Source organism: Cellulomonas biazotea (assembly GCF_004306155.1).
Classification (GTDB): Bacteria; Actinomycetota; Actinomycetes; order Actinomycetales; family Cellulomonadaceae; genus Cellulomonas; species Cellulomonas biazotea.
In genome coordinates, this window is sequence record NZ_BIMR01000292.1 from 1 (window position 1) to 12,491 (window position 12,491).

At 73.8% G+C, this 12,491-nt stretch carries 11 protein-coding genes; 1 reads left to right on the forward strand and 10 read right to left on the reverse strand.

Annotated elements, in window-relative coordinates; genetic code table 11:
• From CBZ_RS16855 to CBZ_RS16895, 9 genes are all read right to left on the reverse strand, one after another.
• A partial coding sequence (locus CBZ_RS16855) for an NADH-quinone oxidoreductase subunit G (protein WP_130782640.1) occupies positions 1-1,723 on the reverse strand: 1,723 nt, incomplete at its 3' end.
• The gene (gene nuoF, locus CBZ_RS16860; RefSeq protein ID WP_130782641.1) at positions 1,720-3,060 is read right to left on the reverse strand and encodes an NADH-quinone oxidoreductase subunit NuoF; all 1,341 of its coding nucleotides are present in this window, start codon (positions 3,058-3,060) and stop codon (positions 1,720-1,722) included. The genes nuoF and CBZ_RS16855, both read right to left, overlap by 4 nt.
• A complete protein-coding gene (gene nuoE, locus CBZ_RS16865) occupies positions 3,060-3,995 on the reverse strand; it encodes an NADH-quinone oxidoreductase subunit NuoE (protein WP_130782642.1) in 936 nt (311 codons plus the stop codon). Before nuoE ends, nuoF begins: the two co-directional genes overlap by 1 nt.
• On the reverse strand, positions 3,995-5,344 hold the full coding sequence (locus tag CBZ_RS16870; protein ID WP_130782643.1) for an NADH-quinone oxidoreductase subunit D: 1,350 nt from the start codon (positions 5,342-5,344) through the stop codon (positions 3,995-3,997). The genes nuoE and CBZ_RS16870 overlap by 1 nt, the downstream gene beginning before the upstream one ends.
• Positions 5,341-6,126, reverse strand: coding sequence for an NADH-quinone oxidoreductase subunit C (locus CBZ_RS16875; protein WP_130782644.1), 786 nt, complete (start codon positions 6,124-6,126; stop codon positions 5,341-5,343). The genes CBZ_RS16870 and CBZ_RS16875 overlap by 4 nt, the downstream gene beginning before the upstream one ends.
• The gene (locus CBZ_RS16880) at positions 6,123-6,674 is read right to left on the reverse strand and encodes a NuoB/complex I 20 kDa subunit family protein (protein ID WP_130782645.1); all 552 of its coding nucleotides are present in this window, start codon (positions 6,672-6,674) and stop codon (positions 6,123-6,125) included. Before CBZ_RS16880 ends, CBZ_RS16875 begins: the two co-directional genes overlap by 4 nt.
• Positions 6,675-6,773: 99 nt before the next feature.
• Positions 6,774-7,136: an NADH-quinone oxidoreductase subunit A gene (locus CBZ_RS16885; protein WP_130782646.1), complete on the reverse strand. Its 363-nt coding sequence runs from the start codon at positions 7,134-7,136 to the stop codon at positions 6,774-6,776.
• A 45-nt stretch (positions 7,137-7,181) separates the two neighbouring features.
• A complete protein-coding gene (locus tag CBZ_RS16890) occupies positions 7,182-8,477 on the reverse strand; it encodes a geranylgeranyl reductase family protein (RefSeq protein WP_130782647.1) in 1,296 nt (431 codons plus the stop codon).
• A 260-nt stretch (positions 8,478-8,737) separates the two neighbouring features.
• The gene (locus tag CBZ_RS16895; protein ID WP_130782648.1) at positions 8,738-9,433 is read right to left on the reverse strand and encodes a demethylmenaquinone methyltransferase; all 696 of its coding nucleotides are present in this window, start codon (positions 9,431-9,433) and stop codon (positions 8,738-8,740) included.
• Between the two features lie 141 nt (positions 9,434-9,574).
• On the opposite strand from CBZ_RS16895, the gene CBZ_RS16900 reads away from it, so the two are divergent.
• Positions 9,575-10,930 carry an isochorismate synthase gene (locus CBZ_RS16900; RefSeq protein WP_130782649.1) on the forward strand — a complete coding sequence of 452 codons (1,356 nt, stop codon included), beginning with the start codon at positions 9,575-9,577 and terminating at the stop codon, positions 10,928-10,930.
• Between the two features lie 259 nt (positions 10,931-11,189).
• Here the strand turns inward: CBZ_RS16900 and CBZ_RS16905 are convergent.
• A partial coding sequence (locus tag CBZ_RS16905) for a S1C family serine protease (RefSeq protein WP_130782650.1) occupies positions 11,190-12,491 on the reverse strand: 1,302 nt, incomplete at its 5' end.

A 12,491-nucleotide genomic window follows, 5' to 3' on the forward strand; every position in this document is an offset into this window, starting at 1 on the left:
GGCCCGGCAGGAGCCCGACCTCGACGCCCGCGCGCTCACCGACGCGACGGGGCACCCACGCGAGGCGGGCTCCCGTGCGGGCCGCGAGGCGCAGGGCCGCGGAGTACGCGCCCGCCGACGACGCGAGCCGCTCGCCGACCAGCACGACGGCACCGGCGGCCGCGAGGGCCTGCGCCGCGTCGCCGAGCTCGTCCTGCGCGCCCGCGACGATGCCGTCGAGGACCTCGGCCTCCGTGCCCGGCGCGGCCGTCAGCAGCGTGCCGGACAGGCGCTCCAGCCCGCGGCTGGCGAGCGGGGCGACGGACAGCACCCGGGTCTTCTTGCGGACCACCGACTCGCGCACGCGCAGGAAGGCGATGCCCGCCTCCTCCTCGAGCTCGAGGCCGACGAGGAGCACGGCGGGTGCGGCGGCGAGGTCCGCGAACGTGACCGTGAGCGTCCGCCCCGCGACGTGGTGGGCGAGGAACGCCTCCTCCTCCGCGGAGTGCGGGCGCGCACGGCCGTCGACGTCGTTCGTGCCGAGGGCGACGCGCGCGAACTTGCTCCACGCGTACGCGTCCTCGAGCGTGAGCCGGCCGCCGGGCAGGGCAGCCAGGCCCGACGCGGTCTCGCGCGGGTCGTCGGGCGACTGCGCGGCCCGCAGGCCTGCCGCCGCGGCGTCGAGCGCCTCGACCCAGCTCGTCGGCTCCAGCTCGCCCGCTGCGTTGCGGACCAGCGGCGTCGTGATGCGGTCCGGCGCGGTCTGCCACGTGAACGCGAAGCGGTCCTTGTCGGTGATCCACTCCTGGTTGACGACCGGGTCGTCGCCCGCGAGGCGCCGCAGCACCACGCCGCGCCGGTGGTCGACGCGGATCGCGGAGCCCTGGGAGTCGTGCTCGCCGATGCCCGGCGTCGACACGAGGTCGAACGGGCGCGAGCGGAACCGGTACGCGGCGCTCGTCAGCGCACCGACAGGGCAGATCTGCACGGTGTTGCCGGAGAAGTACGACGCGAACGGCCGCCCCGAGGTGTCCTGCGTCGACGCGCCGACCGGGGTCTCGCCCTCGAAGCCGAGGACGTCGGTGTCGAACGTGCCGATCTGCTGCTGCGCGCCGCGCTTCTGCAGGTCGATCCACACGTCGCCCGCGATCTCCTCCGAGAAGCGCGTGCAGCGCTGGCACAGGACGCAGCGCTCGCGGTCGAGCAGGATCTGCGTCGAGATCGCGATGGGCTTGGGGAACGTGCGCTTGACGTCGACGAAGCGGGTCGTCGCGCGGCCGTTCGACATCGCCTGGTTCTGCAGGGGGCACTCGCCGCCCTTGTCGCACACCGGGCAGTCGAGCGGGTGGTTGACGAGCAGCAGCTCCATCACGCCGTGCTGCGCCTTGTCCGCCTCGGGCGACGTGTGCTGCGTCTTGACCTGCATGCCGGGCGTCGCCTCGAGCGTGCAGGAGGCCTGCGGCTTCGGCATCTTCGCCAGGTTGCCGTCGCGGCCGGGCGCCCACACCTCGACGAGGCACTGGCGGCACGCACCGGCGGGCGCGAGCAGCGGGTGGTCGCAGAACCGCGGGATCTGGATGCCGACCTGCTCGGCGGCGCGGATGACGAGCGTGCCCTTGGGCACGACCGTCTCGATGCCGTCGATCTCGAACGTCACGGTGTCCGTCGGCTCGGGGGCCGTGGGCGCCGGTGCGGCCGGGACGAGCGGCGTCGCCGTCGTCGGGCCGGAGGACGTGATGGTCATGCGTGCACCCCCGCGAGGGCCGCCCGGTCGTGCCGGGGGGCGTAGGCGAACAGCGAGCTGCGCTCCGGCGGGAACAGGACGTCCGCGGGCGTGTGGGTGCCCGCCTCGAACTCCTCCCGGAAGTACTGCACGGCCGACGTGATGGGGCTCGTCGCGCCGTCGCCGAGCGCGCAGAACGCGCGGCCCAGGATGTTGTCGCACAGGTCGAGCAGCAGGTCGATGTCCTCGTGCGTGCCGTGGCCCGCCTCGATGCGCTTGAGCACCTGGGCCAGCCAGTACGTGCCCTCGCGGCACGGCGTGCACTTGCCGCACGACTCGTGCTTGTAGAACTCGGTCCAGCGCGTCACCGCGCGCACGACGGACGTCGTCTCGTCGAAGATCTGCAGCGCGCGCGTGCCCAGCATCGAGCCCGCCGCACCGACCGACTCGTAGTCGAGCGGGACGTCGAGGTGCTCGGCCGTGAAGATCGGCGTCGACGACCCGCCGGGCGTCCAGAACTTCAGCTGGTGGCCCTCGCGGATGCCGCCCGCCATGTCGAGGAGCTCGCGCAGCGTGATGCCGAGCGGCGCCTCGTACTGGCCGGGACGGGTCACGTGCCCCGAGAGGCTGAACAGGCCGTGGCCCGTCGAGCGCTCGGTGCCCATGCCCTTGAACCAGCCCGCACCGCCCCGCAGGATCCCCGGCACCGACGCGATCGACTCGACGTTGTTGACGACCGTCGGGCGCGCGTACAGGCCGGCGACCGCGGGGAACGGGGGCTTGAGCCGCGGCTGGCCGCGCAGGCCCTCGAGCGAGTCGAGCAGCGCGGTCTCCTCGCCGCAGATGTACGCGCCCGCACCCGAGTGCAGCGTGATCTCCAGGTCGTAGCCCGAGCCGAGGATGTTCTTGCCGACGTAGCCCGCGGCGCGGGCCTCCTCGATCGCGCGCAGCAGGCGCCGGTACACGTGCAGGACCTCGCCGCGCACGTAGAGGAACGCGTGGTGGCAGCCGATCGCGTACGACGTGATGACCATGCCCTCGATGAGGTGCTGCGGGCTGGCCATCATGAGCGGGATGTCCTTGCAGGTCCCCGGCTCGGACTCGTCCGCGTTGACCACCAGGTAGCGCGGGCCGCCGTCGGGCGCGGGCAGGAAGCCCCACTTCATGCCCGTCGGGAAGCCGGCGCCGCCACGGCCGCGCAGTCCGGAGTCCTTGACGGCCGTCACGACGTCCGCCGCCGGCATGCCGAGCGCGCGCCGCAGGCCGCGGTAGCCGCCCGCGCGCTCGTACGCGGTGAGGGTCCAGGACCGGTCGGCGTCCCAGGTGTCCGTGAGGACCGGGGCGAGCGTCGTCGCCATCAGGACTCCTTCGCGTCGTCGGAGGACTGCTTGCGCTCCTGGTCCGCGGGCGAGACGTCCTGCTCGCCGGTGGGCGGACGCTCGGCGCTGGACTGCTCGCCGCCGGTCGCGGGCGCCGACGCGACGGGCGCTGCGGGCTCGGCCGACGGTGCCGCCGCGGGCTTCGTGCGCGGGGTGCCGCGCGCGGGCGTCCGGGTGTCCCCCGCGGCGCGCGTGGCCTCCTCGTCGGTGAACGGCGGGGCCGTCCACCCCTCCTGGCGCGCGAGCTCGATGCCCCGCAGCGTCGCGGGCCCGGCGCCCACGCCCTCGTCGGCGCGGCCGTCGGAGAAGCCCGCGAGCACGCGGCTCATCTCCTTGAACGTGCACACGTGGTCGGCACCGCGGGTCGGGGCGACGGGCGTGCCCTCGCGCAGCGCCTCGACGACCTCACGCGCGCTGTCGGGCGTCTGGTTGTCGAAGAACTCCCAGTTCACCATGACGACCGGCGCGTAGTCGCAGGCCGCGTTGCACTCGACACGCTCGAGCGTGATCGCGCCGTCGTCGGTGGTCTCGTCGTGCCCGATCCCGAGGTGGTCGGACAGCTCCTCCCAGATCGCGTCGCCGCCCATGACCGCGCACAGCGTGTTGGTGCACACCCCGACGGTGTAGTCGCCGTTGGGGTGCCGCTTGTACTGCGTGTAGAACGTCGCGACCGCGCTGACCTCGGCCGTCGTCAGGCCGAGCTCGGCCGCGCAGAACGCGATGCCGCGCGGGCTGACGTAGCCGTCCTCCGACTGCACCAGGTGCAGCAGGGGCAGCAGCGCCGAGCGCTCCTGCGGGTAGCGCGCCTTGATCTGCGCCGCGTCCGCCGACAGGCGCGCGCGCGTCTCGTCGTCGAACGACGTGCGGTGCGTGGCGCCCGGCACGCGGGCGCCCCCGATCTCCTCGACCGACATCAGCGGTCCACCCCTCCGAGCACCGGGTCGAGCGACGCGACGGCGACGACGACGTCGGCCACCTGCCCGCCCTCGCACATGATCGACACGGCCTGCAGGTTGTTGAACGACGGGTCCCGGAAGTGGGCCCGGTACGGCCGCGTGCCGCCGTCGGACACGAGGTGCACGCCCAGCTCGCCGCGCGGGTGCTCGACGGTCTGGAACACCTGGCCGGCCGGCACGCGGAAGCCCTCGGTGACGAGCTTGAAGTGGTGGATCAGGGCCTCCATCGAGGTGCCCATGATCTCCTTGATGTGGTCGAGCGAGTTGCCCATGCCGTCGGAGCCGATGGCGAGCTGCGCGGGCCACGCGACCTTCTTGTCGGCGACCATGACGGGCCCGGGGCCCATCTTCTGCAGGCGGTCGAGCGTCTGCTCGACGATCCGCATCGACTGGTAGCACTCCTCCATGCGCAGGACGACCCGCGACCAGGAGTCCGCCTCGGTGGACGTCGGGACCTCGAAGTCGTACGTCTCGTAGCCGCAGTACGGCGCGGCCTTGCGCACGTCGTACGGCAGGCCCGCGGAGCGCAGCACCGGCCCGGTCATGCCGAGCGCCATGCACCCGGACAGGCCCAGGTAGCCGACGCCCTGCAGCCGCAGCTTGAGGATGGGGTTCGCCAGCATGAGGTCCTCGAGCTGGCGGAAGTAGTGGCGCATCGTCGTGAGCGCCTCGCGGATCGTGTCGATCGACCCCGGCGGGATGTCCTGCGCGACGCCGCCCGGGCGGATGAACGCGTGGTTCATGCGCAGGCCGGTGATGAGCTCGAAGATCCGCAGGACCTCCTCGCGGGCCGTGAAGCCGACGGTCATGATCGTCGTCGCGCCGAGCTCGTTGCCTCCGGTCGCGATGCACACGAGGTGCGACGCGATGCGGTTGAGCTCCATGAGCAGGACCCGGATGACGGTCGCCCGCTCCGGCACGTCGTCGGTGATGCCGAGGAGCTTCTCGACGGCCAGGCAGTACGCGGCCTCCTGGAACAGGGGGGCGACGTAGTCCATGCGGGTGCAGAACGTCACGCCCTGCGTCCAGGTGCGGAACTCCATGTTCTTCTCGATGCCGGTGTGCAGGTAGCCGATGCCCGCACGGGCCTCGGTCACCGTCTCGCCGTCGATCTCGAGCATGAGCCGGAGCACGCCGTGCGTCGACGGGTGCTGCGGCCCCATGTTGACGACGATGCGCTCCTCGCCGATCCGGGCCGCCTCCTCGGCGATGTCGGACCAGTCGCCGCCGGACGCCTCGAACGTCGGCAGGCCGGAGGTCTCGTCGTCGACGAGGTGCGCCGTGGCGCGGGGGGTCGTGGTGCTCATGAGTAGGACCTCCGCTGGTCCGGGGGCGGCACGGAGGCGCCCTTGTACTCGACCGGGATGCCGCCGAGGGGGTAGTCCTTGCGCTGCGGGTGGCCCGGCCAGTCGTCGGGCATCTCGATGCGCGCGAGACCGGGGTGGCCGTCGAACACGAGGCCGAAGAAGTCGTACGTCTCGCGCTCGTGCCAGTCGTTCGCGGGGTAGACCGCGACGGTCGACGGCAGGTGCGGGTCGCTGTCCGGGACGGCGACCTCGAACCGCAGCCGGCGCCCGTGCGTCACGGAGACGACGTGGTAGACGGCGTGCAGCTCGCGCCCCGCGTCGTGCGGGTAGTGCACGCCGCTGACGCCGAGGCTCAGCTCGAACCGCAGGTCGGGGTCGTCGCGCAGCGCCTGCGCGACCGCGACGACGTGCTCGCGCGCCACGTGCAGCGTGAGCTCCTCGCGGTCGACGACGACCGACTCGACCGCGGCCGCGAAGCCCGTGCCGTTCTCGTCGAGGACTTCGGTCAGGACGTCGACGACCTCGTCGAACCAGCCGCCGTAGGGGCGCTCGCTCGGGCCGGGCAGGACGACCGGGACGACGAGACCGCCGTACCCGGAGGTGTCGCCCGAGCCCGTCGCGCCGAACATGCCGTGCCGGACGTCGACGACCTCGAGCGGCGTGCGCGCGGCGGGCACGTTCTGCCCGCCGGCCTCGAGGGCGGCCTCGGTCGTCGCCTGCGCGCCGGTCCCGGCGTCGCCGGGCTTGACGGCCGCGGCGGCGTCCTTCTTCTCGTCGCTCATCGCAGCAGGCCCGTCATGTGCGAGGTCGGCGTGGCCTGCAGCGCGGCGGCCTCGGCCGCGGCCGCGGCCTCGCGGCGGTTGACGCCGAGCGGCTCGTTCTGGATCTGCTCGTGCAGCGTGAGGATCGCGTTGATGAGCATCTCCGGCCGCGGCGGGCAGCCGGGCAGGTAGATGTCCACCGGCACGACGTGGTCGACGCCCTGCACGATCGCGTAGTTGTTGAACATGCCGCCCGACGACGCGCACACGCCCATCGACAGCACCCACTTCGGCGCCGACATCTGGTCGTAGACCTGCCGCACGACCGGGGCCATCTTCTGGCTCACGCGGCCCGCGACGATCATGAGGTCCGCCTGGCGCGGCGACGCGCGGAAGACCTCCATGCCGAACCGCGACAGGTCGTAGCGCGGGGCGCCCGCGGCCATCATCTCGATCGCGCAGCACGCGAGCCCGAAGGTCACCGGCCACAGCGAGCCCTTGCGGAAGTAGCCGACCAGGTCCTCGACCGTCGTCAGCAGGAATCCCGAGGGAGCTTCCTCGATCCCCATGTCAGACCTCCGTCCGTCGTGCTCGTGCTGGTCCGTCTGCCACCCCGGTCGCCGTCGCCCGAGGATCCTCGCCCGGCCGCCTGCCGGGCACCTGCGACGTCAGTCCCACTCGAAGCCCCCGCGCCGCCACTCGTAGACGAACGGCACCGTGATGAGCACGAGGAACGCGAGCATCGCGACGAGGCCGAACATCATGAGGTCGCCGAACGCGACCGCCCACGGGTAGAGGAAGACGACCTCGATGTCGAAGACGATGAACGTCATCGCGACCAGGTAGTACTTGATGGGGAACCGGCCGCCGCCGATCGCGTGCGGCGTCGGCTCGATGCCGCACTCGTACGCGTCCAGCTTCGCGCGGTTGTAGCGCTTCGGGCCGAGGATCGCGCTCGCTCCGACACCGCCGAGGGCGAGCACGGCCGCGATGCCCATGAGGACGAGCAGCGGGGCGTACGGGTTGTCCATCAGGACGTCACTCCTCTACGTCGAGGCAGGGTCGGGGGCGACAGCTCATGCTGCAGGGGCGATCCTCGCGAGGCCCGCGATCACGCGGTCCACCATGTCACCGCCGCGGGGCTCGTAGCAGTCCGACAGGAGCTTGAGCACGAACTTCATGAGCAGCGGGCGCGGGAGCCCGTAGCGCGTGCAGACCCGCATGACCTCCGGGTGCTCGATGAGCCGGACGAACACCCGGCCCAGCGTGTAGTACCCGCCGAGGTCGTCCTTCATGCGCCCCTGGTACGTGGCGAACGCGCGCTCGCGGCCGGCGGCGGTACCGCGCGCGAGGCCCTGCGCGATCGCGTCGGCGGCGACCCGCCCGGCCTGCAGGCCGTAGGCGATGCCCTCGCCGTTGAACGGGCTGATCATGCCGGCGGAGTCGCCCGCGAGCATGAGGCCGTTGCCGTAGAGCGGACCGCGGTTGAACCCCATCGGCAGGGCCGCGCCGCGCACGGGGCCGACCTGGTTCTCGGGCGTGAACTCCCACTCCGCGGGCGCGTTGCGCATCCACGCGGCGAACAGGGACTTGTAGTCGACCTTCGTCGCGGCGGCCGTCGAGCTCACCGAGCCGAGGCCCACGTTCGCGGTGCCGTCGCCGAGCGAGAAGATCCAGCCGTAGCCAGGCATGAGGTTGGAGCGCTGCGGCTCGCCGTCCCACAGCTCGAGGTGGCTCTCCATCCACGGGTCGTCGTGGCGCGGCGTGCGGAAGTAGGTGCGGACCGCGACGCCCATCGGCCGGTCGTCGCGCTTGGTCCGGCCCGCGGCCGTCGCCAGCCGGGTGGAGACGCCGTCCGCGGCGATGACGACGGGCGCCCGGTAGACGACCTCGTCGCCCGCCTTGTGCCCGGAGCCGTCGACCGGGCGCGCCGTCACGCCGACGACCCGACCGGTCCGCTCGTCGCGCACCGGACCCGTGACCGACGTGCGCTCGAGGAGCTTCGCGCCCGCCGACCGGGCGTGCGACGCGAGCGTGTGGTCGAGCGACATCCGGGCCTTGGCCAGCCCGAACGACGGGTAGCTCGACAGCTCCGGCCAGGGCAGCTCGAGGCGGTGGCCGCCGCCCAGCACGCGCAGGCCCTGGTTGCGGATCCAGCCGTCCTGCTCGCGCAGCGGCAGCCCCATCCGCACGAGCTCGGCGACCGCGCGCGGCGTCAGACCGTCGCCGCAGACCTTGTCCCGGGGGAACTCCGCCTTCTCGAGCAGGAGGACGTCGAGCCCCGCGGAGGCGCAGTGGAAGGCGGCGGCAGACCCCGCGGGTCCCGCGCCGACGACGATGACGTCCGCGTCATCCGTCGTTGTGCCCACCACGAGCGGCTCCCCACTTGTGACGTTGTTCACGTGCAGATTCAGCGCGAGTCTAACCACGGCTCTTGACGGTGTCTCCGAAGGCGTGCCTTACCTCACCCCGCGAAGGGTGACAACGCGCTGGCCTGCGGATCTGCCCGCCGGGCACGCCGATCGGGAGGTTCCCGGCTTGCCGCAGAGCCCACCCGCGACCGTGACAATCGTGAAGGCGTCCGCCCGGCCCCGCGACCCGGCACCGGCGACGACGACGCGCCGCCGCGACGTCACTCCGGGCGCGTCCCCCGGTGCAGCGCCACGATCCCGCCCGACAGGTTCCGGAACGCCACGTGCGACCAGCCCGCACGCTTCACCATCAGCCCCAGCTCACGCTGGTCCGGCCACTCCCGGATCGACTCCGCGAGGTACACGTACGCGTCCGGCTCCTTCGAGACCGCCCGCGCGACCGGCGGCAGCGCGCGCATCAGGTAGTTCGAGTAGACCGTGCGGAACGGCTTCCACGTCGGGCGCGAGAACTCGCACACCACGAGCCGGCCACCGGGCCGCGTCACCCGCAGCAGCTCCGCGAGCGCGCCCGGCACGTCGGACACGTTCCGCAGCCCGAACGACATGGTCACCGCGTCGAACGACGCGTCCGCGAACGGCAGGTGCAGCGCGTCGCCCGCCACGAACGCCAGGTCCGGACGACGCCGCTTGCCGACCTCGAGCATGCCGAGCGACAGGTCGCACGCCACGACGCGCACGCCCGCGTCCGCGAGCGGCTCCGCCGACGTGCCCGTGCCCGCCGCGAGGTCGAGGACCGTCTCCCCCGGCTGCGCGCCGAGCGCCGACAGCGTCGCCTTGCGCCACGCGCGGTCCTGGCCGAGCGAGATCACGTCGTTCGTCACGTCGTAGCGACGCGCGACCGCGTCGAACATGCGGGCGACGTCACGGGGGTCCTTCTCGAGGCTGGCGCGAGACATGCCGCCCATCGTCGCAGGTCCACCGCCGACCCACGAGCGACGTCCCGCCCGTCGGCGCGCCCCGCCACCCACCCCGGAGGCCGCGCACGTCACACCCCGCCCGGCGGGCGGCACCCGGTCCGAGGAATACGCTGGACGGCGATGAGCACGCAGACCTCCGCGCCCGGGGACGCGGTCCCCCAGCCCCTCGTGGTGCGGACCGTCCCGCTCGACGACCTCGGCGGTCGCGGCACCCCCGACCCCGCGGGCACCCCCGACCCGGCCGACCTGCTCGACCTCCTGCCGACCGACGCCCCGCTCGCCTGGGTCCGGCGCGGCGACGGCCTCGTCGCGTGGGGCGAGACGCTGCGCGTCGAGGTGCACGGCGCCGACCGGTTCGCGCGCGCCGAGGACGCCTGGCGGGCCGTGCTCGCGCACGCCGTCGTCCGCGACGAGGTGCGGCTGCCCGGAACCGGCCCCGTCGCGTTCGCGTCGTTCGCGTTCGACGACGACTCCCCCGCGGGCGGCGTCGTCGTCGTGCCGCGCGTCGTCGTCGGCCGGCGCGGCGGCCGGACCTGGCTCACCACGATCACCGCGGGCCGCATCGGCGCCGCACCGGCGCTCGCCGACGTCGTCGGGCCCCGCGTGCCGCCCGTCGCCCCCGGCGACGTCGAGTACCGCGACGGCGCCGTCGCCGCCGACGCCTGGCAGGACGTGGTCGCGCAGGGCGTCGCCGCGATCCGCGCCGGCGAGGTCGACAAGGTCGTCCTCGCACGCGACGTGCACGCCCGCACGCAGCACCCCGTCGACGTGCGCTGGGCCCTGCACCGGCTCGCGCGCCGGTACCCGTCGTGCTGGACGTTCAGCGTCGACGGGCTGCTCGGTGCGACCCCCGAGCTGCTCGTCCGCTCCGAGAAGGGCCTCGTCACCTCGCGCGTGCTCGCCGGCACGATCCGGCGCACGGGCGACGACGCCGCCGACATGGCGCGCGCCGCGATCCTCGCCCACTCCTCCAAGGACCTCGAGGAGCACGAGTACGCCGTGACGTCCGTCGCGCGCGCGCTCGAGCCGTTCTGCTCCTCGACCAACGTGCCCGACGTGCCGTTCGTCCTGCACCTGCCGAACGTGCTGCACCTCGCGTCCGACGTCACCGGGGTCCTCACGGCCCCCACGGGCGACGCGGCGCACCCCTCGTCGCTCGCGCTGGCCGCGGCCCTGCACCCGACCGCCGCCGTGTGCGGCACCCCGACGACCGCCGCACGGGCCCTCATCGCCCGGGTCGAAGGCATGGACCGGGCCCGGTACGCCGGGCCCGTCGGCTGGATGGGCGCCGACGGCGACGGCGAGTGGGGCATCGCGCTGCGCTCCGCGCAGGTCGACGCGGACGACCCGCGCGCCCTGCGGCTGTTCGCCGGGTGCGGCATCGTCGCCGCGTCCGACCCGGCGGCCGAGCTCGCCGAGTCCGAGGCGAAGCTCGTGCCGATGCGCGACGCGCTCGGCGCCGACGAGCCCGCCTGACCCCACGCCCCCGGACGCGCGACCGCCCCCGGACCGAGGGGACGGTCCGGGGGCGGTGCCGGCCGCTGCGTGAGGCCGGGCGGTCCGTCGTGGACCGCGCTGCGTGGGCGGCCGGGGAGAGCCGGACCACGGGACGGAGGGCGCCGTCGCGCCCGGGTGGGTCGACGCGCGGCCCGGGGGTGGTCGCGCGCCGACCGGTGCGGCCCTCGCGGACCGCGGGGCGGCTCGGGTCGAGCCGCACGTCGTCAGGACGCGGGGGTCAGCCCTGGCCCTGCTCCTGGAACCACTTCCACAGGTCCTCGGGCGTCATCCCGCCGGGCAGGTCGCCGGGGCCCTGCTGACCCTGGTCACCCTGCTCGCCCTGGCCCTGGTCGCCCTGGCCCTGGTTTCCCTCGGTGCTCGGCGCGGTCTCCGTGCGGGTCGCGAGCGTGACGTCGACCTCGGTCGCCTTCCCGTCGCGCACCACGGTGAGCGTCGCCTCGGCACCGGACGTCAGCGCCCGGACGTAGGCCGTGAGGGACTCGGCGCCGCCGACGGCCTTGCCGTCGATCGCGACGACGACGTCCTGCGCCTGCAGGCCCGCCTTCGACGCCGGGGAGTCCTGCGAGACCTCCTCGACGACCGCACCGCGGCGCGTCACGCCGTCGGCCGTGGCCGTGCCGTCCGACAGGCTCACGCCGAGGAACGCGTGCTCGGCGGTGCCGTCCTCGATGAGCTGGGCGGCGATGTTCTTCACCAGGTCGGACGGGATCGCGAAGCCGAGGCCGATCGAGCCCGACGCCTGCGACATCGTCGCGATCGACGAGTTGATGCCGATGACCCGGCCCTGCGCGTCGAACAGCGGGCCGCCGGAGTTGCCGGGGTTGACCGCCGCGTCGATCTGGATCGCGTTCGTCACCGTCGCCTGGCTGCCGTCCTCCGACGACGTCGAGACGGGCCGGTCGACGGCCGAGACGATGCCGGTCGTCACCGTGTTGGCGAGGCCGAGCGGGTTGCCGACCGCCATGACGGCCTGCCCGACGACGACCTTCGCCGAGTCGCCGAGCGCCGCGGGCGCCAGGTCGTCCGGGGCGTCGTCAAGCTTGACCACCGCGAGGTCCGACGTCGGGTCGAGCCCGACGACCGTCGCCTCGAACAGGCGGCCGTCGGTCAGGGTGACCTGGACCTTGCCGTCCTGCGCGCCGGCGACCACGTGGTTGTTCGTCACGACGTGCCCCTGCTCGTCGACGATCACGCCCGAGCCCTGGGCGCCGCCCTGGCCGGTGCTGACCTCGATCGCGACGACCGACGGCGCGACGGCCTGCGCGACCGCCTGCCAGTCGGGGTCCTCGTTCGTCGAGCCGGCGACGGGCACGGTGTCCGTCGCGTCGCGGCCGATCGTCGCGAGCGACGCCGGGCGGGAGCCGGAGGCGTCGTCGTCGCCGATCGCGTGGGCGACGCCGACCGTCGCGGCGGCCCCGAGGATCGCCGCGGCGGCGGCCGCGGAGACGACCGGCACCCAGGTGCGGCGCCTGCGGGGGCCCGAGCCGCCGGGCTGGGTCGCGGTGGGGCCGTACGGCGG